This window comes from Xanthomonas sp. NCPPB 3442 (genome assembly GCF_056725145.1).
In genome coordinates this window covers 3,902,482-3,928,651 of record NZ_CM161514.1, presented here as the reverse complement: position 1 = coordinate 3,928,651, position 26,170 = coordinate 3,902,482, and the positions used below count along the sequence as shown (strand labels likewise).

Sequence of the window (26,170 nt, the reverse complement as noted above, 5' to 3'; positions counted from 1 at the left end):
TTCGCGCCATCCCACCGTTCATCGCTCCAGGAGATGCCCATGAAGTCGTCCCCGCTCGCTTGTTGTCTTTCGTTACTCCTGTTGGGCGTTGCACCGCTTGCGCAGGCGCAGGAAGAAGATGCGTCTACATCGCCGTTCAGTGGCACCTTTGCGGTGACCAGCGATTACCTGTTCCGCGGTATTTCGCAGACAAATGAAGAGCCTGCGTTTCAGGCCGGTTTGACCTACAAGACGCCATTCGGGTTGTACCTGGGGACCTGGTCGTCCAACGTCGATTTCGGCGCCGGCGACCCGGATTGGGAAGTGGATGGTTTCGTCGGCTACAACACCGACCTGGGCACCCACTGGAACTTCGATGTCATGATCAACCGTTACCAGTATCTGGGAGCGGGCGCATCCAACTACGCCGAGTTGATCACCAAGACCACGTTCCTGAAGACCTATAGCGTGACGGTCGCCTACACCGACGATCTGTACGGCAGCAAGACCGATGGCTATTACTACGCCTTCGATGCCAACTGGACGTTGCCGTACGACTTTACGCTCGGGGCGCACGCAGGGCACAGCGTCTACACCTCGTCGCTGAGTCAGGTGGACCACGACTACAATGATTTCGGCGTCAACGTCGGCAAGACGTTCGGCCCGCTGGGTTTGAGTGTGGGTTATTACGACACCAGCAAAGCCGCCGAATTCGGCTTCGGTCGTCAGAATTCGCAGAACCATCTGGTGGCAACGGCGACCGTCACCTGGCCGTGATGGCGACTGATTGAAGCGACTCTGACAACGTGCAGAGTCGTCGTCATGCGGGAAGCGCCGACGCACTGGGTTGTCTGCCTCTGCGTCCAAACTCGGTCAAGACTCGAGGCTTGGCTGGTTCGATTCTTGAATGACTGCAGCTTGTGGATCGATCACTTGTGGAGCTGCCGATCGGCGGACCGTCTGCAGGGGCCTTGCCCGCCCACCATCGCGCAGCACGCGACACGTGCGTCCGTGCAAGCTCCGTGGCGTCGTCCATGTCGCCACGGGTCCCGCGACGGTGAGCGGGCAAGGATCAGTTGAGCTGGTCGGTGCGTCGAGTTCCAAGGAGGCATTCAGTGGACGATCTGCTGCGGTGTGTTCGTTCTTCAATGAATCCACCAGCAAACTATCCGGTGCGGTGTCCTTGCCGATTGCGGGACCGTTGGCGGCATGGATGCCGCCATCGCGCCTACATGGACGTACTTGCGGCGTGTCCCGCGAGCGGCGAGGGCACCGCGCAATCGGCCCACTAGGCGTTTATCCAGACCCTAGCCCACCCCGCGTTGCTTGAGACGCTTCGCCAGCTCCTGAAAATCGCTCGCAGCATTCGTCAGCAAGCGCATGTCTTAAAAACGCAAAAGGCGCCTCGCGGCGCCTTTCGCAGATCTGCAGTGTCAGCCGATCAATTCCAACTCAGCACGACCTTGCCGGCCTTGCCTTCTTCCATCAGGTCGAAGCCTTTCTGGAAATCGTCGATCGGCAGCTGATGGGTCAGCACCTTGTGCAGCGGAAAACCCGACAGCACCAGCTGCGTCATCTTGTACCAGGTCTCGTACATCTTGCGGCCGTAGATGCCCTGCACGGTGAGGCCCTTGAAGATGATCTTGTCCCAGTCGCAACCGGCGCCACGCGGCATGATGCCGAGCATGGCGATCTTGCCGCCGTGGTACATGCAATCGAGCATGTCGTTGAACGCACGTGGGTTGCCGCTCATTTCCAGGCCCACGTCGAAGCCTTCCATGTGCAGGTCGGCCATGACGTCCTTGAGCGAGGTCTTGGAGACGTTGACCACGCGCGTGGCCCCCATGTCGGCCGCCAGCTTGAGGCGGAAATCGTTGACGTCGGTGACCACCACATTGCGCGCACCGATGTGCTTGCAGATGCCGGCGGCAATGATGCCGATCGGGCCGGCGCCGGTGATCAGTACGTCCTCGCCGATGACGTCGAATTCCAGCGCGCAGTGCGCGGCGTTGCCGTAGGGGTCGAAGAACGCGGCAAGCTCGGACGGAATCTGGTCCGGGATCGGCCACAGGTTGCTGGCCGGCATCACCATGTATTCGGCGAAAGCGCCGTTGACGTTGACACCGATCCCGACCGTGTTGGGGCACAGGTGCGGACGGCCGCCACGGCAGTTGCGGCAATGGCCGCACACGATGTGGCCTTCGGCCGACACCCGCTGGCCGACCTGATAGCCGGTCACGGCCGAACCGAGCTCGGCCACGCGGCCGACGAATTCATGACCGATGGTCAGGCCCGGCCTGATCGTGCGCTGGCTCCATTCGTCCCACAGGTAGATGTGCAGGTCGGTGCCGCAAATGGCGGTCTTTTCCAGCTTGATCAGCACCTCGTTGGGGCCGGGCGTCGGCACTGGCACCTGTTCCAGCCAGATGCCCTTGTTCGCTTCGCGCTTGACCAGCGCCTTCATCGTCTGCGCCATCTGGCGGAACCTGCTGAGTGAAAGTAAGCCGGCGATTATAGGCGTCGCGGCCTGTATGCCATGCGGCGGTGCGGGAATGGACGTGATGCGGCCCTGGATCCACGGTGGGGCAGGGCCGGTCCGGCCCGTGCCCGTTGCGACGAAGCTAGCGCCTCGGCCCAGGATGGGAACCACGCTCCAGACCTGCCGCCGCCTGCCAGGGCTAGCGCGTTGGCCAAACGGCAGGCGTGCGTCATCGGCGCCAGCACCGCTCCAATGCTTGTCAGCCGCGCCTAGAACTTCACATCCAGGCTCATGAAGTACTGCCGCGGTGCGCCGACCACCATGGTCTGGTTGTAGCCATCCGGATCGGAGGCGACATAGCCGTTGGTGCCGGTGCTGGCGAAGTAGCGCTTGTCGGTGAGATTGCTGATGTTGAGCGCCAGCGCCACATCGGCCACCCCGCCGACACGGCCGAAGTCGTAACGTGCCCCGGCATTGAACAGCCAGTAGGACGGCACCTGCGAATCGTTGAGGAAGGTGATGTAGCGCTTGTCCACGTACTTGCCGTCCAGATCCAGGCGCAGGTTGCCGATCTGGTAGCTGGCGCTGGAAGAGAACATCAACGCCGGGATGCCCACCACGTCCTTGCCGGAGGTGGCGACCACGCCGTTGTTGAGGTAATCGTCCTGGTAACGCGAGCGATTCCACGACAACGAGTTCAACCAGCTCACTCCTTCGGTCGGGCGCCACATCAGTGCCAGATCCGCGCCGGCGCTGTGCACCGCACCGACGTTGCTCAGGATCGAAGCGCAGGTCTGCACCGCGGTGCACGGCGAGGTGGTCAGCAAGCGGTTGGAGAACTTGGTGAAATAGGCGTCGGCCGAGAGCTGGAACTGCGCATCCTGCACGCGGTAACCCACCTGCACGGTCTGCGATTGTTCCGGTTCCAGCGTGGAGCGGCTGCGGTCGAACGCCGCCTGCGAGGTGGCGAACGGGGTGAAGCCGAACGCCGCGATGTTCTTGCTGTAGGACGCGTACAGGTCCTGGCGTTCGTCGAGCTTGTAGTTGATGCCCACCTGCGGCAGGAAATTATCTTCGGCGCGAATGCGTCCTTGCGCCAGTGCGGTGGTCGGCACCAGCGATTGTGCGCGCGTGGTGGTGCTGAGCGCCTTTGCGCCGTAGTTGAGGGTCAGACGGTCGTCGAGCAGGCGCACGGTGTCCTGTAGATACAGCATGCGGGTCTGGGTGGTGTAGCGCTGCAGGAAGTCGCGACGGAACGGGGTCTGTGCCTCGTATACGTTGTACAGCGAGGTGTAACCTTCGTTACCAAGCGCGAAGTAATTGCGGCCCTGCGTGGTGCGCGCGTTTTCTGCCCATGCGCCCACTTCCAGATCGTGGTTGCCCCATGACCACTTCAATGCGCTGGTACCGCCGAAGCGATCCAGGCCGTAGTCGGTGGTGCGCATCGACAGCGGCATCTGCGCGGAGGTGGGCACATACGGTGTCACCCATTGGCCTTCGCCACGATTGCCGTGGTAATAGCCGCTGGCATCGAGCGTGGCGCCGCCGAACACGAACGTGCCCGACAGGCCTGCCAGGTTGTCGCGACGCAGTCCGCCGCCAGCGTAATAGCTGGCGTCGAGCCAGCTGTAGTCGCTGGGCAGGCCGGCCAGCGATTGCGGGTAGCCGTTGGCCACGCCGCTGGTGGCCCCGGTGTTCTGATACGCGCGTGCCATCTGCACGGCGGTGGCCCAATCCGGCTGCAGGTAATCGTAGTCCCAGCCGAGCGCGCGCTGGCTGGTCAACGACAGATCCATGTAGTCGTATTCCTTGCGCCGCGAGGTATCGACGAACAGGCTCAGGCGGTTGCCGTCGCCCCATTGGTACACCGTCTTGAGATTGGCCTGTTCGGATGTCTGATCGCCATAGCCCTTCCATTTGTCGGTGCTGGCATTGGCATACGACAGATACGCCGACAACCCATCGCGATCGCCGGTGTCGGCGCGCACAAAGGTGCGGCGCGTTGCATCGCTGCCCACCGTCTGCACCAACCGTGCGCCAGGCGTGGTCTGCGGGTCGGCCGAGTAGAACTGCATGGTGCCGCCGAGATTGGTGTTGGACGCAGTGCCTAGTGCACCGGCGCCTTGCGCAATTTCCACCGAACCGAGGTTTTCCGAAATGATGGCGCGCGTAATGTGCAGGCCATTGGTCACGCCATAGCTCATGTTGCCCAGTGGAATGCCGTCGAGCGTGTAACCCAGGCGGCTTTGGTCGAAGCCATGCAGGGTCACCTGCGTGGACCATTCGTAGGTGCCGAATGGATCGGCGGACTGGAACTGCACGCCAGGCAGTTTTTCCACTGCCTTGAATGCGCTGCTGCCGGGCGTCAGCTGCTCGATGTCCTGCTGGCTGATGCGTTGCACCTGGCGCGTGCTGCCTTGCGACACCACATTGATTGCATCCAGTTGCGTTGCATTGGCGGCGTCGGCCACAGGTGTCGCTGCCTCCGCTGCCGGAGCAACGGCAACCGGCTCAGCCGGCGACGCGGCCTGCGAAACGACGGGAAGCAGCGTTGCCAGGGCAAGCGCCAGCGGTGTGACATGAAAGCGACGAGCGGAAGTCATGGGGGAGTCCTGTTCGGCCACGGCTGAGGGCGGACGCACGGTGCAAAGCCGGCGTTTCGCGACGCAGGGTGTCAACGGCTCATGAAACATTGATGACGGTCGCTGTCGCAAAACTGTCGCGCTCGCCCGCTATACGTGTCGTGTCCAACCGCGCTGCGCGGTGAAAAAAGCACCATTTTTTGCAGGTTCTGCCGCCATGACCTCTTCCTCTTCCTCTTCGCGTCGCGATTTCCTCAAGCGCGTCGCTGCGCTCACTGCTGCCGGCGCCTTGCCGTCTTCGATCGGCCGTGCGCTCGCGCTGCCGGCCAACGCGCGGACCGGCACGTTGCGCGATCTCGAACATGTGGTGATCCTGATGCAGGAAAACCGCTCGTTCGATCATTATTTCGGCGCGCTACGTGGCGTGCGTGGCTTTGGCGATCCGCGCGCGCTGCAACTGCGCGATGGCCATCCGGTATGGAGTCAACCCATGTCCGATGGACGACGCTTGCTGCCGTTCGCGTTCGATTCGCAAAATACCTGCGCGCCCTTGATCAAGAGCCTGGATCATTCCTGGAAGGCCGGTCACGGGCAGGAGCCGGCACGCTGGGCCGAATACGATGCGTGGGTGCCGTACAAGGGGGAATTGACGATGGGATACTTCCAGCGTCACGACATCCCGTACTACCACGCGCTGGCCGACGCGTTCACCATCTGCGACGGCTATTACTGCTCGCTGCACGGGCCGACCAATCCCAACCGCATGTATCTGTTCACCGGTACCAGCGGCCCAAGCGTGGGCAACGTCGGCGCGCAGGCGGTGACCAATGCCGACGATGGCAACTGGACCGCCGACATGGCGCGCGACAAGCCCGGCTACGCAGCACTGCAGTGGACCACGTACGCGCAGCGTTTGCAGGCTGCCGGCGTGGACTGGCGCGTGTATCAGGAATACGACAACTTCGGCTGCAACTCGCTGGCGTACTTCTCGCACTACCGCGATCTACGCACCGACGACGAACGGTACCGGCGTGCACGTGCGTGCGTGCCCGGGTCAACCGCGGACAATGCCGCCACCACCCAGGCCGAGCATCTGGTCGCCGCGATCGCTGCCGATGTGCAGGCCAATCGCCTGCCGCAGGTGTCGTGGGTCATCCCGCCCACCGCGTACTGCGAACATCCCGAAGCGCCGCCTGCCTATGGCGAGTCGCTGGTGGCGCGTCTGATCGATGCGCTCACCGCCAATCCCGAGGTGTGGGCCAAGACGGCACTGATCATCAATTACGACGAGAACGACGGCTTCTTCGATCACGTGCCCGCGCCGTTGCCGGCAGTGGACGCACGCATGGGGCGCAGCAATGTCGACACGCGTGGCGAGGTCTACGATGGCGTGCCGATCGGCCTGGGCATTCGCGTGCCGATGCTGGTGATCTCGCCGTGGACACGTGGTGGCTGGGTCAACTCGCAGGTGTTCGATCACACCTCGGTCCTGCGTCTGCTGGAACGCCGCTTCGGCGTGGCCGAGCCGAACATCAGCCCATGGCGGCGTGCGGTCAGTGGCGATCTCACCAGCGTGTTCGACTTCCGCAAACCGGACGATTCGGCGTTGAGCGCATTGCCGTCGGTCGAGGACTATCGCGCACGTACCGCTGCCGTGCGCGACAAACCGCTACCGTCGGTGCCTGCCGCCGCAGCGATGCCGCGCCAGGAACCGGGGCAACGGCCGGCGCGCGCACTGCCGTATGCCTTGCAGGTGCATGCACGCGTGCAAGAGGGCGCCACCGTGCAGTTGCAGTTCGTCAACAGCGGCGCGGCGGCCGCGGCGTTCAACGTCTACAGCAGCGCGGCCAGTGGCGGCCCCTGGTATTACACGGTGCTGCCCGGCACGCAGCTGGAGGATGCGCCGGTCGGGGTCACGCACGCGGGTGCATACGCCTTGCGCGTGCACGGGCCGAATGGTTTCTTGCGCGAGTTCGCCGGGCAGGTGCCAAGTGCCTCTGCGCCATCGGCCGCGCCATGGGTGGAGGCGCGGCAGGAGGGCGACGCCTTGGTGCTGGAAATCGGCAATGCCGGGCAGCGCGCCTGCACCGTGCAGCTGCGTGCGCTGGACTACGCAGACCCAGATGCGCGCACCTTCCCGCTGGCCCCAGGTCAGCGCGAGACCATTCGCCTGGCGCTTGCCGCCAGCGATCACTGGTACGACCTGGTGGTGGAACAGCCGGGCAGCGCTTTCCGCCGCCGGCTGGCCGGGCATCTGGAAACCGGCAGGCCCAGCCGCAGCGACCCCGCGTTCGGCCGCGTCTAGGCGGGCGCCCGGCCACGGAGCTGCAGGCGAACCGCGGGCGCCTGCTGCGCGGCATACGTGCGTGCGTGGGGAAAGGGCGCGCGCCGATCCTGTCATCGGTCGTGGATTTGCCAGCAGACGTTGGCGTTACACTGTAACGACAATAACCCTTGGGGCTGTCGATGCGTCCGAACCTGTTCGCTGTTTCCGTGCTGGCCACGCTGGCTGTCGTTTCGTCTGCACAGGCGGGCGAGGGGATGTGGGTTCCACAACAGCTGCCCGAGATCGCCGGGCCCCTCCAGCAAGCAGGCTTGCGGCTTTCGCCGCAGCAGCTGGCCGACCTGACCGGCGATCCGATGGGCGCCGTGGTTGCCCTGGGTGGTTGCACCGCCAGCTTCGTCTCGCCGCAGGGTCTGGTCGTCACCAACCACCACTGTGCCTATGGCGCGATCCAACTCAACTCCACCGCGCAAAAGAACCTGATCAAGGACGGGTTCAACGCTGTACGTCCCGCCGACGAGCTCAGCGCAGGTCCCAGTGCGCGTATCTACGTGCTCGATGCCATTACCGACGTCACGGCACCGGCAAGGGCAGCGATGGCCACTGCAGGCGACGATGCGCTCAAGCGCACGCTGGCCCTTGAGGATTTCAGCAAGCAACAGATCGCGTCCTGCGAAGCGCAGCCGGGTTACCGCTGCCAGTTCTTCAGTTTTGCCGGGGGCAACGCCTACCGGTTGTTCAAGAACCTGGAGATCAAGGATGTGCGCCTGGTCTATGCACCGCCCGGCAGCGTGGGCAAGTTCGGCGGCGACATCGACAACTGGATGTGGCCGCGCCACACCGGCGATTTCTCGTTCTATCGCGCCTATGTCGGCAAGGACGGCACGCCTGCTGCCTACGCCAAGGACAATATGCCCTACCAGCCCAAGCACTTCCTGAAGTTCGCCGACCAGCCGCTGGGCGCCGGCGACTTCGTGATGGTGGCCGGCTATCCGGGCCGCACCAATCGCTACGCGCTGGCTGCCGAATTCGACAACACCGCTAGCTGGACCTACCCGGTGGTCGGCCAGCAATTGAAGGACGTGATCGGCCTGATCGAACAGGCAGGCAAGCAGGATCCCGACATCCAGGTGAAATATGCCAGCACCGTCGCCAGCCTCAATAACTCCGCCAAGAACTTCGACGGGCAACTTGAAGGTTTCAAGCGCATCAATGCGCAGGCCACCAAGCAGGCCGACGAAGCGGCCGTGCTGGCCTGGCTCAAGGGGCGGGGTGCGAGCGGGCGTAATGCGCTTGCCGCGCACGACACCTTGGTCAAGCTGCTCAAGCAGACCCAGGCCACGCAACAGCGCGACTTCGTGCTGCGCCAGTTCGACTCCACCGGCACGGTGGGTGCCGCGGTGACGCTGTACCGGCTGGCGCTGGAGCGTGCCAAGCCCAATGCGCAACGCGAATCCGGGTACCAGGACCGCGACCTGCCGTCGATCGAAGCGACGATGAAGCAGATGGAGCGCCGTTACGTGCCGGCCATGGATCGTCAGCTGCAGCAGTACTGGCTCAGCCAGTACCTGAAGCTGCCGGCCAACCAGCGCATCGCCGCGCTGGACCAGTGGTTGGGCGGTCGCGATGCGGCGGCCGTGCAGGCGGCCGTGGGCAAGCTCGATGGCACGGCGTTGGGGAGCACGCAAGCGCGGCTGACGTGGCTCGCCGCCGACCGGGCCGCCTTCGAAGCCAGCACCGACCCGGCGATCCAGTACGCCGTGGCGGTGACACCGGCCCTGTTGCAGATCGAGCGCGAGGACAAACTGCGTACCGGCGAGCAGCTCAAGGCGCGGCCGGTGTATCTGCAAGCCCTGGCCGACTACAGGAAGAGCCGGGGCGAATCGGTCTATCCGGATGCCAACCTGTCGCTGCGCATCACCTTCGGCAACGTCAAGGGCTACGCCCCGAAAGATGGCGTGGCCTACACACCGTTCACCACGCTGGAAGGGGTGGTCGCCAAGGAGACCGGCGCCGATCCGTTCGATTCGCCCAAGGCCCTGCTGGATGCGGTCAAGGCCAAGCGCTACGCCGGGCTGGAGGACAAACGCCTGGGCTCGGTGCCGGTCAATTTCCTGTCTGACCTGGACATCACCGGCGGCAACTCCGGTTCGCCGGTGATGGACGCGCAAGGCAAGCTGGTCGGCCTGGCATTCGACGGAAATTGGGAGTCGGTAAGCAGCAACTGGATCTTCGACCCGGCAATGACCCGCATGATTGCCGTGGACAGCCGCTATCTGCGCTGGATCATGACCGAGGTCGCTCCGGCGCCACAGCTGTTGAAGGAGCTAGGCGTGCGCTGACGCGGCGCCGGTGCGGGGGCGGCAGGGGTTATCATGCGGTCCCGTTTTCGCTGCGGCGAGCGGCCCCCTCCCCCAAGGAACTCCCAGCGCATGCGCATCCTGCTTGCTCGTCACGGCGAGACGCCGTGGAACGCCGAAGGCCGTTACCAGGGCCAGATCGATATTCCGCTTTCGCCGGTTGGCGAAGGCCAGGCGCGCGCATTGGGCGAACGGCTGCACACGCTGCAGATCGACCGCGCGGTGGCATCGCCGTTGTCGCGTGCGCAGGCCACTGCCAAGGCCGCGCTGGGCGCTTCGCGTCAAGCGCTGCTGCAGACCGATGCCGATCTGCAGGAAATTGCGCACGGCGAGTGGGAGGGCCTGCTGGCCAGCGAGATCAACGACAAAGACCCCGCACGCCTACGCGCCTGGCGCGAAGAGCCCGATACCGTGTTGATGCCGGGGGGCGAATCGTTGCGTCAGGTGCTGGACCGCAGCTGGCGCGGCCTGGTGCGCGCCACCGATGGACTGGGCGCCGGCGACACCTTGCTGGTGGTCGCACACGATGCGGTCAATCGCGTGATCCTGTGCAAGATCCTGGGCCTGCCGTTGTCCAAGCTATGGAGCTTCCGCCAGGCCCCGACCACGTTGAACCTGCTCGAAGGCGATGACGTGGAGCATCTCGAAGTGGTGCGCCTCAACGACTGTGCGCACCACACACCGTTCTTTGGTGAGGCAAAGCATCGGGCGTTGTAAGGCGAGGCAAGGACGCTGTATCGCCAATGACACGCCATGTCGTTGCAGGTGCCAAAATGCCGAACGTCGTTGATACACGCTTGCAGGTCTGGGTGAGTTGGTGGAACAGGCCTCGGTGCGGTTGCGTAGTCAACGCTCCGTGTCGGGGCTGCGTCTTGGGGTGATCGCTCAACGTCCTGGGATGCGCTGGTGACGGCGTTCGCACCATGCGCGATCAACCGAGCTGCGTCGTACTAACCAAGCACGCGCGATACATCCAACACCGACGTGGCGTGCGTTGCGCAAGCGCAAATGGCGATAATGTGCCCCTCTCTGCGCAGCCCTCCCCATGAACGCAACCGACTCCCTCTCCGCCTGGCTCGCCTATATCGAGCAGCAGCATCCCAGTGCCATTGCGATGGGCCTGGAGCGCGTGCGCGCGGTTGCGGCGCGCTTGCAGATCGCCGCGCCGGCCACGCATGTCATCGTCGTGGGCGGCACCAACGGCAAGGGCTCGACGGTGGCCTTCATCGAGGCGATCGGGCGTGCTGCCGGCTGGAAGGTGGGGGCCTACACCTCGCCGCATCTGCTGCGCTACAACGAGCGCGTGCGCATCGATGGCGAAGAGGCCAGCGACGCGCAGCTGGTCGACGCGTTTGCAGCGGTCGAAGCAGCACGCGGCGACACCGCGTTGACCTATTTCGAGTTCGGTACGCTGGCGGCGCTGTGGTTGTTTCAGCAGTCCGCGCTGGAGTTGGCGGTGCTGGAAATCGGCCTGGGTGGACGGCTGGATGCGGTCAACATCGTCGATTCGGATGTGGCGGTGATCACCACGGTCGATCTCGACCACACCGACTGGCTGGGCGAGGACCGCGAGGCCATCGGCACCGAGAAGGCCGGCATCATCCGCGCATGGAAGCCGGTGGTGCTGGGCGAGATCGACCCGCCGTCCAGTGTGCTGCGTCGCGCCTACCAGCTGGGTGCCAATGCCATCCGTGCCGGCAGCGATTATTTCTTCGAGCCGATCGACACACGGCACGCCGAGAGCCCGCAATCCGACGCGCCGCGCTGGCGCTGGCGCGATGTGGCAGTGACGTTGGAACTGCCGATGCCGGCACTGCGTGCGCCAGTGCAGCTGGCCAACGCCGCTGCCGCGATCGCCGCGTTGCAGGCATTGCCGGTGGAAGTGCCCGACGCGGCCTGGGCGCAGGGCATCGGCAACGCGCAAGTGGCTGGCCGACTGCAGCGGCTTGAGGTCAATGGCGTACAGGTACTGCTGGATGTCGGACACAACCCGCAGGCCGCACGCGCGCTGGCCGCCGTGCTCGGTACGCAGGCGCATGCCGGCCGCACCTATGCGATCTACGCCGCATTGGCCGACAAGGATGTGCTGGGCGTGGTGGAGGCAGTGGCTGGGCAGATCGACCACTGGGCGCTGGCGGGGCTGGAAGGCGCGCGCGGCCAATCGGCGCAAGCATTGCATGCCCGTCTGCAAGGCAGTGCCGCCGCGCAGGCGCCGTGTCATCGCGATGTTGCCAGTGCAGTGCGCGCGGTCCTGGACAGGGCCAGCCCCGGCGACCGCGTGCTGGTGTTCGGCTCGTTTCACACCGTGGCCGACGCGCTCGACGCACTTCATTCAGCCCGCTGAGGTCGTCGGGGTGGCGCCGGCCTTATAATCGCCGCGGCACCCCGCCACGCCGCCTCTCGTCTCTTCCGTGGATACTGCTCTGAAACAGCGACTGATTGGCGCCATCGTTCTGGTGGCGCTTGCCGTGATCTTCCTGCCGATGCTGGTCAAGGGCCCCGCGCCGTCGAGCGGTGTGGCCGATGTACCGCTCGAGGCGCCCGCAGCGCCCGCCAATGGCGAGTTCGAAACCCGCGAATTGCCGCTGGTCACCCCGGGCAATGCGCCGGCCGGTGGGGCGCTAGGCATGGCCGGCGCGCCGGCGCCGGTGCAGAACAACCCCGATGCCGCCGATCTGGCCGCTCCGTCCAGCACGCCCTCGGCTCCGGAAGTGGCGGCCGGCAACTACGCAGTGAATTTTGGTGCATACGCCACCAGCGCCGACGCCGACGCGGTGATTGCGCGGCTCAAGCAGGCGCAATTGCCCGGCTTCAGCGAAAAGACCCAGATCAACGGCCGCCCCGCCTGGCGCGTGCGCGTGGGGCCGTATGCCGACCAGGCGCAGGCCGAATCGGCCCGGCTGCAGGCAGTGAAGGTACGCAGCGACGTCAACGCCCAGGTGGTGACGTTGGACGCCAACGCCGCCGCGCCGGCGCCTGTCGCCAGCGCACCGGCGCCTGCGCCTGCCGTCAAACCCGGTAGCAGCGTCGCCGCCGCCAGCACCACCGCACCGACAAAGACCGAAAGCCTGCCGCCGGAGCCCGCCAAACCGGTGGTCGCCGCGCCCAAGCCGGCCGAGGTGGCCAAGCCCGTGCCGGCCAAGCCTGAGGTCACCAAGCCCGCCCCCGCCAAGCCGGTGGCCACCGCGCCGGCAGCGCCTGCGGCCAGTGCGGTCGGGTTTGCAGTGCAGCTGGGCGCGTTCGGTCGTGCCGAAGATGCCGATGCCTTGCGCGACCGCGTGCGCGCCGCCGGCTTCAGTGCCTTCGTCGAACAGGTGCGGACCGACAAGGGCGCGTTGAACCGCGTGCGCGTCGGCCCGGTCGCCAATCGCAGCGATGCCGAACAGTTGCGTGCCCAGGTGGCAGCCAAGGTCGGTATCTCCGGCATGGTGCGTCCGCATCCGTAACCGCCATGCCGGCCGCAAGCAAACGCGGCCGCCGCGCAGGTGGCAGCCGCTCGTACACTGCACTGCCGGCGGACCGTCACGTGTCTGCCAACTGCCTGCACTGCGCGCCTGCAGCTGCTGGATTTTCCAACGCCTCGCACCCATGGAGGGGAGGGCAATGACGACCGAGCCCCATTGCATTCACGGCGCGCGCGCCACGCGGAGAGGTTGCCCATGATCGACATGGTGCTGGGCGTCATCATTCTGGTGTCAGCCCTGTTGGGCTTGTTGCGCGGCTTTGTGGCCATCGTGGTGGGTACGTTGTCATGGTTGCTGGCCGGCTGGGCCACCTTCATGTTCGGCGGCGCGGCCGCGCGCTGGCTGGCCGATGGCAAGCATCCGTCTGCGACCGAATCGTTCGGCGGCTACGCCATGGTGTTCGTCGGTGTGCTGATCAGCGTGGCGGTGATTGGCATGGTGATCCGCGCGGGCGTGGATGCGATCAAGCTCGGCGGCACCGACCGCATGCTCGGGTTCGGCCTGGGCGTGGTGCGCGGTGCGTTTCTGGCCAGCGTGCTGGTGCTGCTGATGGGCTTCACCCCGCTGCCGCGCGAGCCGGCATGGCGCCAGTCGGTGCTGCTGCCCATGCTGCAGCCGGGCGCGGGCTGGATGCGGGCACAACTGCCGGCCTGGCGAATGCCATCGATGGAGATGCCATCAATGGAACTCGGCAACTTGCCCATGGAGTTGGGGAAGTTGCCTTCGGCAGGCGATAATACGGACCTGGGCAAGGCACTTGGCGGTTCCGGGCTGAGCGACACCATCACCCGTGCGCTTGGCAACCCCGGCAAGACGGCTGGCGACGGACGCGATCCGACGCAGGCGATGCCGGCCAACATCGATCCGGCGCAGGTTCGCGGCGGAGAAAGCGACCCGGCTCGGGTCGAATCCCAAGGCCAGGCACGGCCACCTTCACAGTAACGGCGCAAGCCGAAGCGGAGAACGCGCACCATGTGTGGCATCGTCGGTATTGTCGGCAACCAGAACGTCGCCGGGCAGCTATATGACGGCCTGACCGTCCTGCAGCATCGTGGGCAGGACGCCGCGGGCATCGCGACCGCAGATGGCACGCGCCTGCGCGTGCAGAAGGCCAACGGCCTGGTGCGCGACGTCTTCGACGAAAAGAAGATGGCGGTGCTGGAAGGGCGCGTCGGCATCGCCCATTGCCGCTACCCGACCGCAGGCTCGGAAGGCATGGACGAGGCGCAGCCGTTCTACGTCAACTCGCCCTACGGCATCGCGCTGGCGCACAACGGCAACCTGATCAACACCGAGGCCTTGCGCCAGCAGGTGTTCGAAGCCGACCGCCGCAACATCAATACCGATTCGGACAGCGAAGTGCTGTTGAACGTGTTCGCCTACGAGCTGGACGCGCAGCGCATGCTCACCCCCGAAGCGGCGATCCGCGCGGTGGCCGGCGTGCACCGCCGTTGCAAGGGCGGTTATGCGGTGGTCAGCGTGGTGCTGGGCCTGGGCCTGGTGGCGTTCCGCGACCCGCACGGCATCCGCCCGCTGGTGCTGGGCAAGCGCGAACACGCCGAAGGCACCGAATACATCGTGTCCTCCGAGTCGGCAGCGCTGGATATCCTCGGCTACCAGCGGATGCGCGATGTGCGCCCGGGCGAAGCGCTGGTGATCACCGCGCGCGGCGAGCTGTTCTCGGAAGTCTGCGCCGCGCCGACCAACAACGCGCCGTGCATTTTCGAGTACGTGTATTTCGCGCGCCCCGATTCGATGATCGACAACATCTCGGTGCACAAGGCGCGCATGCGCATGGGCCTGAAGCTGGGCGAAAAGATCCTGCGCCTGCGACCGGACCATGACATCGACACCATCATTCCGATCCCGGACACTTCGCGCGATGTGGCGCTGGAGATGTCCAATGTGCTCGGCGTGAAGTACCGCGAGGGCTTCGTCAAGAATCGCTACGTGGGCCGCACCTTCATCATGCCGGGGCAGGGCGAACGGCAGAAATCGGTGCGCCGCAAGCTCAATCCGATCCACCTGGAATTCCGTAACCGTGTGGTGCTGCTGGTGGACGATTCCATCGTGCGCGGCACCACCAGCCGGCAGATCGTGCAGATGGCGCGCGATGCCGGTGCGCGCAAGGTGTACCTGGCCTCGGCCGCGCCGCCGGTGCGTTACCCCAACATCTACGGCATCGACATGCCGGCGGCCGAAGAGCTCATCGCGCATGGCCGCAGCGAGCTGGAAATCCAGGAGTTTCTGGGCTGCGACTGGCTGATCTACCAGGATCTGGAAGACCTGGAAGTGGCAGTGCGCGAGGGCAACCCGGACATCAAGCAGTTCGATTCCTCGTGCTTCAACGGCGAATACATCACCGGCATCGAGCCGGGGTATTTCGAACGTATCCAGCAGCTGCGTTCGGACGATGCCAAGAAGCGTCGCCGCGCCTGAGTCGCCGAACCAGGGCGGCCGATTGGCCGCGCTGGTTGGCGTGCGGAGAGTGTCGGCGAGGGGCGGCAAACAAAACACCGCAGCTATCGACACGCTCGATGAAGCGCGCCTGCGCAACGGGCAGCTACCTGCGGCCGAACGTGTGCAAGCGCAGTGGGTTTCTGCAGCGCGCCAGTGCCCCGTGCGGCCAACGGCGTGAGCAGCGATCCGTTCGCAAGCGCGGATCTGTTCGACGCTGCGCGGCTGTGCCTGGACCAGGCCGACCCGCGACAGAAAGTCGCGCTGACCCAGCACTACGCGGCCGCCTTTCGCGAAGGCGTCTTGACGCTCGATCCGGCAGCGCCTGCGCCTGCGCCGATCCGTATGCCAGGCCGTCCGGCCACGCCAATGCTGGTGCATCCGCGCCACTTGCCGCGCCGTGGACTGGGCACGCCGGAAGGGCGCGCTGCGTTTATCCATGCCATTGCGCACATCGAACTCAACGCCATCGATCTGGCCTGGGATGCGGTGTATCGCTTTCGCGGGCTTCCCGCGGCGTTCTATGCCGATTGGGTCGCGGTCGCCGACGATGAATCGCGCCACTTCATGCTGCTGCGCGCACGATTGCAGGCGCACGACCACGACTACGGCGATTTCGCCGCGCACAACGGGCTGTGGGAAATGTGCGAGAAGACTGCACACGACGGCCTGGCGCGCATGGCCCTGGTGCCGCGCGTGCTCGAAGCGCGCGGCCTGGACGTGACACCGGCGATGATCGTCAAACTTCGTTCGCTCGGCGACGCTGCCACTGCCGAGGTGCTCGAAACCATCCTGCGCGAAGAGGTGGCGCACGTGGCCGCCGGCTCGCGTTGGTACCGGTGGTATTGCGAGCAGGCCGGTGTCGAGCCGCGCGCACGCTTCAAGGCGCTGCTGCGCGAATACGCTGGCGGGTATCTGCATGGGCCGTTCAATCTGCAGGCGCGCCTGCTTGCCGGTTTCGACGAGGACGAGCTGGCCGACCTGGTGGAGCAGGCTGGCTGAGCGTGCCTGCACGGGAGCCGCGAATCTGCGTTCGTGACCTGTACTGTGAATCTACCTGACGCATGCGTGCGCGGATTCCGATGACGCCACACACGCCGCGTCACGCGCCACAGCTTGGAGCGCACCTTCACGTCATGGCCGATGAGGCGGGCATCCATGCACGCGATGCCATGCATGACGACCTGGCGTCACTCGCCATCTGCACCGACGCCGACGCAGCGGTGTCCACGACACAGGCGAGGATCGACGCAGCCAATCGCTGGGCGGACGCAATCCGGTCCATGTGCATCGATCCATAGGGCGATGCAGGATCGCCGTATTGTCCGTGACGGCTTGTGCTCGTTTGACGCACGCCTTCAGCACGCGCTCTTTCAGTACGACTGTGCGCTGGTTCCCGTTCGAGAGCTGCTGGAATCGCATCCAGGGATTGGTAAACATCACAGAAACATAATTTTCCGTTGTAACAACTTGCATTCTGTGCAGTGCCACGCGCCCTAATGGCGTCCCGGGGACAGGGGCCCGGTGTTTCACATCCGTAACTTTCATGTCTTAGGAGAGAAAGACGATGAAGTCGAAGTCGATGTGCACCACGGTCGGTCTGATTGCCATGTGCCTGGCCGGCTCGGCCGCCGCTGCCGGCAAGCCGTTGTATCAAACCGGCCCTGCGCTGAGCCGCAGTGCCGCCGCCACCGCTGCAGCCGAACCTTCGCTGCAACGCCTGTTGAGCGCCCCGTCCACTGCCAACGCGCAGGTGGTTCAGCTCGATGCCGGCGCGGTAACCGCCTCGGAAAAATTGCTGGAGCTACAGCTGGATGGCCAGACCATCACCGCTACCCAGGCCAAGGTCGATGCCCTGGAGGGTGGCGACAGCGTCTGGTACGGTAACCTCGGGCCGCGTGCCGGCACCCGCGCACGCACGCTCTCGGGCGTGGACCCGCTGAACTCGGCCATCTTGGTGCGCAGCGGCGACACCGTGACCGGCACGATTCGCTACGCCGGCAAGCTCTATCGCCTGCGTCCGCTGGCCGATGGCCGCCACGTGCTGGTGCAGGTGGATGAGCAGCGCATGCCGCAGGAGCATCCGGCCGAATACAGCCTGCTGCCGAAGTTCGACATGCCCGGCGACGGACGCGTGACTGCCGCTGCTGCCTCATCAGGTAGCCCGGCCACCATTCGCGTGCTCGTGGTGGCCACCAACAAGGCCGTGACCGCTTACGGCGGCAACATGCAGTCGCTGGTGCAACTGGCGGTGGCCGAAGCCAACCAGGGCTACATCAACAGCAACGTGGGTATCACCTTGCAGCTGGCGCGCTACGAGACCACCAGCTACACCGAGACCGGCAACTTCACGACCGACCTGCAGCGTTTCCGCGTGACCAACGACGGCTACATGGACAGCATCCACACCAGCCGCAACACCTACACGGCCGATGTGGGAGTCATCGTGCTGGACAACAGCAGCTACTGCGGCCTGGCGTCGGGTATTGGCTCTAACGCCGCGAGCGCATTTGCGTCGGTGTACTGGGATTGCGCCACCGGCTACTACAGCTTCGCTCATGAAATCGGGCATCTGCAAAGCGCACGCCACGACGCCACCAACGACCCGAGCACCTCCCCGTATGCGTATGGCCACGGCTACCGCTACGGCAACAGCTGGCGCACCATCATGGCCTACGACTGCACCAGCGGTTGCCCACGCCTGAACTACTGGTCCAACCCCAACATCAGCTACAACGGCGTGCCCATGGGCAATGCCAGCACCGCCGACAACCAACGCGTGCTGGTCAATACCAAGGCCACGATTGCGGCCTTCCGTTGAGCGGTTGTTGACCGATCCAAGCCCGGCCCGGCACCGCAAGTGCCGGGCGTTTTGGCTACACCCGCGCGCATGGATCGCGCAGACTAGGCGCACCGCCGGTGACTGCCGGCCTTGTCCTGTCGAGCGGAGCCCTCATGTCCACGTCTCTGCGTCATGCGCTTGTGTTCCTGGCCGCGCTGACGGTTGCCGGATGCAAGCAGCAACCGGCCGACCCTGTCGCCACGCAACCCAAACCTGCCGTGAGCGCACCGGCGCCACCCCCCGGCGGCGACGCGCAGGCCCGCGCACTGCAGGCGCTCGAAAGCCGCTTGCAGGGCGACAAGGTGTACCCGGATAACTGCATCAGCATCATGGCCGAGGACGGCGTTGCGCCTGCGCCGGACACGTTCGATTTTGCGGTGCGCGAACGCCATGGCGACGGCTGCCCCGGCGACCCGCAGACCAGCCCGGTACGCGACCGTTTCCGCGTACAGGCCGATGGCACGCTGCTGTGGTACGACGTGGTGAATGCCGATTTCGTCGACTACGCCGAGCGTGCGCGAAGCCTGCAGTGATGCGGTGCGGTCATTGATTGGCACGCTCGACGATGCTGCGTACCTCGATCGGCAAGCGCTGCCGATCCATCGTTGCATCGCCGCGTGTCTGTGGCGTCAGGCGCGCTTTCGATCGTGCTGCGTGCCTTGAATGCAGCACCGCGTCGCTGCGCCTGCCATGGCAGGCGCGTGGATCTGCCGCGCTATAACGCCAACTGCTCCAGCGACACGCCATCGGCATCCACGCGCAGGACCGATCCTTGCTCGTACCAGTCGCCCAGCACGATGCGCGTGCAGGTGTTGCCGCCGGCCTGCAAGGTGTGGATCGCAGGGCGATGGGTGTGGCCGTGGATCAGCCGATCCAGCCCGTAACGCACGAAGGTGGCTTCCACTTCGGCCGGCGAGACATCGGTGACGGTTTCGAAGCGCGACTGGTCGCCCTGCTTGAGTTCTGCATGCCGCGCCTGGCTGGCAGCGCGCGCCTGCTGCGCGAACGCGACGCGTGCAGCCAGCGGCTGGGCCAGGAACTGCGCCTGGAACACCGGGTCGCGCGTCTGCGCGCGGAAGGCCTGGTAGGCCGTGTCGTCGGTGCACAGCAAATCGCCGTGCATCAGCAGCGTGGTGTGCCCGTACAGATCGATGACGGTGGGGTCGGGCAGGATCCGGAAGCCCGCGCGCTGCGCATAGGTTTCGCCTACCAGGAAGTCGCGGTTGCCTGCCATGAAGAACACCGGCACCCCGGAATCTGCCACTGCATGCAGGGCCACCGCCACTGCATCGGCGGCGGTGGATGGGGTGTCGTCGCCGATCCAGGCTTCGAACAGATCGCCCAGGATGTAGAGCGCGTCGCTGCCGGGAACCTGCGTGCGCAGGAACTCCAGAAACAACTCGGTGATTGCCGGCCGGGCCGGATCCAGATGCAGGTCGGAAATGAACAGGGTCGTCATTGCGCCATTGTACGGCGGTAGAGCGGGGCGGGAATCGGGAATCGGGAATCGCAGAAGCATTGCAGCTTCGCGGCGATTGGTGTGCCAACTTGCAACGACGCCGCAGGCTGGCGATCGCCATTCAGACATCCTGCGGGTCGCACGCGCCGTGGGACATGCGCGTGGGTGGGCAACCTGCCGTCAGTTCACCGCGTACCGGCAGCGCAAGATCCCCTCTCCCTGCGGGAGAGGGGTGGGGGGGGGAGGGTACGGGGCGAAGCCACGCGCTGGAGTCGCAATTGCTGCGCTGGGGCTCTTTTCGGCTTTAGCGAAAACACCCATCGACGGCGAGTGCATGAGGCTTCGCACGTACCCTCATCGGCCCTTCTCCCCCATAAAGGAGGACAATGTCCCGAAGGGAGAAAGATGAGGCGAAGAGGCCTTGTTGCTGACTGGGCAGCGTCTTGGTACCTGTCCGTTTGCCGTTACGCTTACCTGTCAGCGAGCCGCCATCACGCAACCCCTAGCGCTTATCCCAACACCACCGGCAAGCCCCACAGCGACAGGCTGGCCAGCAGCACGCCGATCAGCGTGGCGGCCAGCACGTCGCTGGGATAATGCAGCCCCAGCACCACCCGCGAGAGCGCCACGCCGGCCGAAAACGGCACCAGCAAGGGGGCCAGCCAGGGGTAATAGGCCAGCGCCACGATGCTGAAGGACACCGCGTGCAAGGTATGGCCGGAGGGAAAGCTGAACTCGTCCAGCGGTGCCACCCATGCGCGAATACGCACGTCCGCCGCATATGGCCGCGGACGCCGGGTCCAGCGTTTGAGCGCCTTGTAGAGCGTCAATGCAAGCACGCCGGTGGCAGCCATGTGCGCCGATGCACGTACACCGTCCATGCCGTCGAGCACCACCAGCAACCCCATCAAGGCGTACCAGAACACGCCGTCGCCCAGGCGGCTGATAGTGGCGAAGACGCGCCGTACCGGGTGGCGTCGGCACCACAGATTGGCGCGTCGGCACCAGCGCGCTTCGTGACCGCGCAAGACCTCAAGCCGCGTTGACGACATAACGCCCCCGTGCAGCGCTGATCCCCAGCAACAAGGCTTCGAAGTCGCAGACCACATTGTCCGGATGCAATTTTTTCATCGCCTGCGCCGCCGCCGTGCCCATGCGCTGGCGCAGGGCGTCGTCTTCGGTGAGCGCGACGGCGGCCTGGATAAAGGCCTCGTCGATGTCCACCGCCGCGCCGGTATGGCCGTTGCGCAGATATTCGCGGGCCGCGCCGTAATCGAAAGCGACCGTCGCCACGCCGCTGGCCATCGCTTCCAGCGTCACGTTGCCGAAGGTTTCGCTGCGGCTGGGAAACAGGAACAGATCGCCGCTGGCGAAGTGACGGGCCAATGCATCGCCACGCTGGACGCCGCAGAAGATGAAGTCCGGATTGTCGTGCGCAAGCTTCTCGCGCGCCGGGCCATCGCCCACCCAGACGAAGCGTGCCTTCGGGCGGATCTGCTGCAGTTTGCGAAAGGCGCGTACGGCCAACGGCAGATTCTTTTCGCTGGCGATGCGCCCCACATAGATGGCGGCAAAGCCTTCGCCTTCGATGCCCCAATCGGCGCGCAATGCGCAATCGCGACGGCTCGGATCGAATTGCTGGCTATCCACTGCCCGCGCCAGCAATTGCACACGCTCAAAGCCATCGTTGCGCAGGAACTGCTGCAGCTCGCGCGTGGGCACCAGGGTGGCATCGGCCTGGTTGTGGAAGCGCCGCATCCAGCGCAACGCGGTGCCCTGCAGCCAGGCAGCGCCGTAGTCGGGCAGGTATTCGTCGAAGCGGGTGTGGAAGCCGGTGGCGACCGGAATGCCGAGCCGGCGGGCTGCGCGCATTGCCGACCAGCCCAGGGGGCCTTCCGTGGCCACATAGATCGCGTCCGGCTGCGTGCTGCGCCAATGACGGACGAGGCGTTGCGTCGCCGGCAGGCCGAATTTCAATCCCGGGTAGCGCGGCAACGAGGCGCCACGCACCAGCAGCGCATCGGTCGGGGCGGTATCGGCGCTCTGGCGTGGCCGCACCACATCCACCTGGTGTCCGCGCGTGCGCAGACCGGTTTCCAGACCATGCACGGTCAACGCAACACCGTTGACCTCGGGGGGATAGGTTTCGGTAACGATCGCGTAGCGCATGCCCGTTCTCCCGTTTTGACTAGCTTCCGGGAGTGCGATGGCATTGATGTTGCGCTAGTAAGACGTGGCGGTGACAGCTGTGACGGGATTCGGGATTGGAGATTCGCAACAGCGAATTTCATCTTTTCGGCACGTACCCCACAACGATGCTGCTCTGGCTTTAAGCGAATCCCGAATCCCGAATCCCCAATCACCAATCACCAATCACCAATCACCAATCACCAATCACCAATCACCAATCACCAATCACCAATCACCAATCACCAATCCCGCCTGCGGCCGCAGGCCTCAGGTCACAAACGGTTTGAACGCAATTCCCAGCCCGGCCATGCTGTCGACTTCGCCGATCAGGTCGGCGCGCAGCAGCGGGCGCGAGTCGATCCAGCTTTGCGACAGGATCAACGACAGCCGGGTGTCGTCGGCGGTGAGTTCCAGGGTCGGAATCGGGTCGGACTCATGCGCGCGGTGCAGCAACACCGCCAGTCGCAGCAGCGCAGCCTTGCGTCGGGTTGGCAGCAGCAGGCGGTCGGGCAGCGCATCGAAGGCCGTCTTGGGCACATTGCGCCGGTGCGTGCGTACCAGCGCCGCCAGCACCTGCTGTTCCTGTCGCGAAAAACCCGCGATATCCGAATGTTCCAGGATGTAGCTGCCGTGCACGTGGTACTGGCTGTGCGCGATGATCAGCCCCAGCTCGTGCAGGCGCGCGGCGCGGCGCAGCACCTGCGCATCGTCGCCATCCAGTTGCCAGGATTCGCAGACCTGGTCGAACAGGCGGCAGGCGGTCGCTTCCACGCGCTGCGCCTGCACTTCGTCGATGCCGTAGCGCTGCATCAGCGAGGTCACCGAACTGTCGCGCGGGTCGTTCTCGCCGCCGCGGCCAAGCATGTCGTACAGGATGCCTTCGCGCATCGCCGCCTTGCTGACCATCAGTTTCTCCAGCCCCAGCGCCTGGAATGCAGCTTCCAGCACCAGGATGCCACCAGCGATGATCGGCCGCCGTTCGGCCGCCAGGCCGGGCAGCTGGATGTCTTCGATGCGCTTGGCCTTGAGCAACTCATCGCGCAGCGCCGGCAATGCCTGCGCCGTGATCGCGCCCTTGGTCAGCTTCATCGCAGCGCACATCTCGCCGATGGCCTTGTGCGTGCCGGACGAGCCGATCGCCTCGTGCCAGCCCAGTGCCTTGTACTGGCCGGCAAATTGCTGGAACTCGGCGCCGATCTCGGTCAGCGCGTCCTTCCATTTCTTCTTGGACAATTTGCCGCCGGGGAAAAACCGCCGCGTGCTGGCAATGCATCCGGCCTGCAGACTTTCGCGTTCCAGTGTCTGAAACCCGCGGCCGATGATGAACTCGGTCGAGCCGCCGCCGATGTCGATCACCAGCCGGCGTTGGTCGGGCTTGGGCGGTTGCGCATGCGCAACACCGAGATAGATCAGGCGCGCTTCCTCGCGCCCGCTGACCACTTCGATCGCATGGCCCAGCGCGGTTTCGGCCGGCATCAAAAACGCCTGTGGCGAACGCAGCTGACGCACCGTGTTGGTCGCCAGCGCACGCACGCGCAGCGAAGGCACGTCGCGAATGCGCTGGCCGAACCGCGCCAGGCATTCCAGTGCGCGCTGTCGCGCTTCATTGGAGAGCCCACCTTTGCCATCCAGGCCATCGGCCATGCGCACGGTCTCGCGCAGGCGATCGACGACGCGCAGCTGACCCATCAGGTAGCGCGCAATGACCATGTGGAAACTGTTGGAGCCTAGGTCGATGGCGGCAAGAAAATCGCCATCGCGCAGGGGCGGAATCGTGGGGGAGGGCATTGGCATGGCCGCATGGTAGCCGATGGGCTGTTGGCCACGTGAGAGGCCATGCGTGCGCCCAGCGGCAGGCGCACCAGATCTGCATTCGCAAGCGCGGCAAGCGGGCGGTCAATCGCCGTGATGGGCATGCCGCATGCCTGCGCAAGCGGCTTGCACCTGGCGTGCGGCAGTGCGCGCTCAGATCCGCTCGAGCAAGGTCATCTGCGCCGAATGCGCCGGCTCGCCCGGAGCGGGCGTGCGCTTGTGGTACACGCCCTCGGCGTCCAGCTCCCAGGCGCTGACGTTGTCGTCCAGATAGTTCTGCAGCACTTCGCGGTAGATGCGCTTGGCCAGGTCCGGTTCCAGGATCGGGAAGCAGGTCTCCACCCGCCGCAGCAGATTGCGTTCCAGCCAGTCGGCACTGGCGCAGTACAACTCGGCGGCCCCGTCGTTGCCGAACCAGTACACGCGGCTATGTTCCAGAAAGCGGCCCACGATCGAACGCACGCGGATGTTGTCGGACACGCCTGGCACCCCGGGGCGCAGCGTGCAGGCCCCGCGCACGATCAGATCGATCTGAACCCCTGCCTGCGAGGCCATGTACAACGCACGCACCACTTGTGGTTCGTTGAGGGCGTTCATCTTGGCGATGATGCGGCCCGGGCGACCCTTGCGGGCCAGCCGTGTCTCGCGATCGATCCGCTTCAACACGCCCGCATGCAGCGTAAACGGCGACTGCAGCAACTGGTCCAGCTTCATGCGCGGCGCAAGTCCGGACAACTGCTGGAAAAGCATGTGCACGTCGTTGCCGATCTCGGCATCGGCGGTGATCAGGCTGATGTCGGTATACAGGCGCGCGGTGCCGCTGTGGTAATTGCCGGTGCCCAGGTGCACGTAGCGTTTGAGCTTGCGGCCCTCGCGGCGCACGATCAGCAGCATCTTGGCGTGGGTCTTGAAGCCGACCACGCCGTAGACCACCTGCACGCCGGCTTCCTGCAGTTTGTCGGCCAGGCCCAGGTTGGCTTCTTCATCGAAGCGCGCACGCAACTCCACCACCACCGTGACGTCCTTGCCGTTGCGCGCGGCCAGAATCAGCGCATCGACAATCAACGAATCCTTGCCGGTGCGGTACAGCGTCTGCTTGATCGCCAGCACGTTCGGGTCGACCGCGGCCTGGCGGATGACATCCAGCACCGCGGTAAACGCATCGAAGGGGTGATGCAGCAATACATCGCCTTTTTTGACGATCTCGAAGATGCCCTCGCTGTCGCGCAAGGTGCGCGGATTGAACGAGGGATACTTGAGTTCGGGGCGCTGCACCAGGTCATAGACCTGGGTGACGCGGCTCAGGTTGACCGGCCCGGTGATGCGGTACACCGCGTTCTCGTTCAGGCCGAAATTCTGCAACAAGGTGCGCAGGATCGGCGCCGGGCAATCGTGCGCGATCTCCAGCCGCACCGCCGGACGGTAGCCGCGCGTGACCAGCTCATCGCGCAGCGCCAGTGCCAGGTTTTCGACTTCTTCCTCGTCCACCACCAGTTCGGAATTGCGGGTGACGCGGAACTGGTATGAGCCCATCACCTGCATGCCCGGGAACAGCTCGTCGACAAATTCGGACAACACCGACGACAGGAACACGAAGCTCTGCGTGCCCTCCGGCGACAGGCTGGCCGGCAGCTGGATGATGCGCGGCAGCGAACGTGGTGCGCGCACGATGGCCAGATGCCCGGCGCGACCGAACGCGTCCTGGCCTTCCAGCACCACCACGATGTTCAAGGTCTTGTTGAGGATCTTCGGGAACGGGTGCGCCGGGTCCAGGCCCAGCGGCGACAGCACCGGCATGATCTCGTTGCGGAAATACGCACGCAGCCAGCGTTTCTGCCGCGCCGTCCATGCCGAGCGGCTGAGTACGGCAACGCCTGCGTCTTCCATCGCCGGCCGCAGCACCTCGTTCCACGCGTGGTATTGCTGCTCGACCAATTTGGCGGCGCGATCGTGCACGGCGTTGAGGATGGCGGTCGGGCTCAGCCCGTCCGGTGCCGGCGGCAGCCCGAACTCCTGTGCGTGCCGCACGGTGGCCGCACGGATTTCGAAGAACTCGTCCAGGTTGGTGCACGAGATGCACAGGAAGCGCAGCCGTTCCAGCAATGGCACCTGCTCGTCGAGCGCCTGCGCCAGCACCCGGAAGTTGAAGTCCAGTTGCGACAGCTCGCGGTTGATGTACAGCGCCGGATCACGCAACGGATCGGTGGCGATGTCGTCGCCGGGTGTGATGTCGTGCAGTTCTTTGGCGTGGCCCATGGAATC

Annotated in this window: 18 protein-coding genes; 11 read left to right on the top strand and 7 right to left on the bottom strand. The window is 65.2% G+C overall.

The annotated features are described in order from the left end of the window. The first annotated feature begins 39 nt into the window (after positions 1-39). Positions 40-756: a TorF family putative porin gene (locus AC1POX_RS16935; protein WP_218541880.1), complete on the top strand. Its 717-nt coding sequence runs from the start codon at positions 40-42 to the stop codon at positions 754-756. A gap of 664 nt (positions 757-1,420) precedes the next feature. Here the strand turns inward: AC1POX_RS16935 and tdh are convergent. Together tdh and AC1POX_RS16925 are read right to left on the bottom strand one after the other, a co-directional pair. Next, a complete protein-coding gene (gene tdh / locus AC1POX_RS16930) occupies positions 1,421-2,455 on the bottom strand; it encodes an L-threonine 3-dehydrogenase (RefSeq protein ID WP_008571638.1) in 1,035 nt (344 codons plus the stop codon). A 272-nt stretch (positions 2,456-2,727) separates the two neighbouring features. After that, a complete protein-coding gene (locus AC1POX_RS16925; RefSeq protein WP_109291217.1) occupies positions 2,728-5,151 on the bottom strand; it encodes a TonB-dependent receptor in 2,424 nt (807 codons plus the stop codon). Between the two features lie 106 nt (positions 5,152-5,257). Between AC1POX_RS16925 and AC1POX_RS16920 the strand changes: the two genes are divergently transcribed. The 10 genes from AC1POX_RS16920 (at position 5,258) to AC1POX_RS16875 (ending at position 18,980) form a co-directional block, all read left to right on the top strand. After that, positions 5,258-7,345, top strand: coding sequence for a phosphocholine-specific phospholipase C (locus AC1POX_RS16920; RefSeq protein ID WP_372356415.1), 2,088 nt, complete (start codon positions 5,258-5,260; stop codon positions 7,343-7,345). Between the two features lie 236 nt (positions 7,346-7,581). Continuing rightward, positions 7,582-9,666 carry a S46 family peptidase gene (locus AC1POX_RS16915; protein ID WP_218496115.1) on the top strand — a complete coding sequence of 695 codons (2,085 nt, stop codon included), beginning with the start codon at positions 7,582-7,584 and terminating at the stop codon, positions 9,664-9,666. A gap of 90 nt (positions 9,667-9,756) precedes the next feature. Beyond that, positions 9,757-10,401 (top strand): histidine phosphatase family protein, encoded by a 645-nt coding sequence (locus AC1POX_RS16910; RefSeq protein WP_029818786.1) that lies wholly within the window; start codon positions 9,757-9,759, stop codon positions 10,399-10,401. A gap of 328 nt (positions 10,402-10,729) precedes the next feature. Beyond that, positions 10,730-12,028: a bifunctional tetrahydrofolate synthase/dihydrofolate synthase gene (gene folC / locus AC1POX_RS16905; protein ID WP_372356414.1), complete on the top strand. Its 1,299-nt coding sequence runs from the start codon at positions 10,730-10,732 to the stop codon at positions 12,026-12,028. A gap of 67 nt (positions 12,029-12,095) precedes the next feature. Next, complete coding sequence (locus tag AC1POX_RS16900; RefSeq protein WP_372166387.1) at positions 12,096-13,130, top strand: SPOR domain-containing protein; 1,035 nt, start codon at positions 12,096-12,098, stop codon at positions 13,128-13,130. Between the two features lie 213 nt (positions 13,131-13,343). After that, positions 13,344-14,090: a CvpA family protein gene (locus AC1POX_RS16895; protein ID WP_372356413.1), complete on the top strand. Its 747-nt coding sequence runs from the start codon at positions 13,344-13,346 to the stop codon at positions 14,088-14,090. Positions 14,091-14,120: 30 nt separating this feature from the next. Next, a complete protein-coding gene (gene purF, locus AC1POX_RS16890) occupies positions 14,121-15,587 on the top strand; it encodes an amidophosphoribosyltransferase (RefSeq protein ID WP_008571628.1) in 1,467 nt (488 codons plus the stop codon). A 174-nt stretch (positions 15,588-15,761) separates the two neighbouring features. Next, on the top strand, positions 15,762-16,607 hold the full coding sequence (locus tag AC1POX_RS16885; RefSeq protein ID WP_065628497.1) for a ferritin-like domain-containing protein: 846 nt from the start codon (positions 15,762-15,764) through the stop codon (positions 16,605-16,607). A gap of 565 nt (positions 16,608-17,172) precedes the next feature. Beyond that, positions 17,173-18,426 (top strand): zinc-dependent metalloprotease, encoded by a 1,254-nt coding sequence (locus AC1POX_RS16880; protein ID WP_008571625.1) that lies wholly within the window; start codon positions 17,173-17,175, stop codon positions 18,424-18,426. Positions 18,427-18,560: 134 nt separating this feature from the next. Next, positions 18,561-18,980: a hypothetical protein gene (locus AC1POX_RS16875; protein WP_338334948.1), complete on the top strand. Its 420-nt coding sequence runs from the start codon at positions 18,561-18,563 to the stop codon at positions 18,978-18,980. A 182-nt stretch (positions 18,981-19,162) separates the two neighbouring features. On the opposite strand, the gene lpxH is transcribed toward AC1POX_RS16875, so the two are convergent. The 5 genes from lpxH to ppk1 form a co-directional block, all read right to left on the bottom strand. Next, positions 19,163-19,906, bottom strand: a complete 744-nt coding sequence (gene lpxH, locus AC1POX_RS16870) for a UDP-2,3-diacylglucosamine diphosphatase (protein WP_008571623.1) — start codon at positions 19,904-19,906, stop codon at positions 19,163-19,165. 509 nt (positions 19,907-20,415) lie between these two features. Continuing rightward, on the bottom strand, positions 20,416-20,958 hold the full coding sequence (locus AC1POX_RS16865; RefSeq protein WP_008571423.1) for a phosphatase PAP2 family protein: 543 nt from the start codon (positions 20,956-20,958) through the stop codon (positions 20,416-20,418). Then, positions 20,939-22,075, bottom strand: coding sequence for a glycosyltransferase family 4 protein (locus AC1POX_RS16860; protein WP_372356412.1), 1,137 nt, complete (start codon positions 22,073-22,075; stop codon positions 20,939-20,941). Before AC1POX_RS16860 ends, AC1POX_RS16865 begins: the two co-directional genes overlap by 20 nt. 288 nt (positions 22,076-22,363) lie before the next feature. Further along, complete coding sequence (ppx, locus tag AC1POX_RS16855) at positions 22,364-23,884, bottom strand: exopolyphosphatase (protein WP_008571425.1); 1,521 nt, start codon at positions 23,882-23,884, stop codon at positions 22,364-22,366. Positions 23,885-24,061: 177 nt separating this feature from the next. Next, positions 24,062-26,164 (bottom strand): polyphosphate kinase 1, encoded by a 2,103-nt coding sequence (ppk1, locus tag AC1POX_RS16850; RefSeq protein ID WP_008571427.1) that lies wholly within the window; start codon positions 26,162-26,164, stop codon positions 24,062-24,064. Positions 26,165-26,170 lie beyond the last annotated feature (6 nt).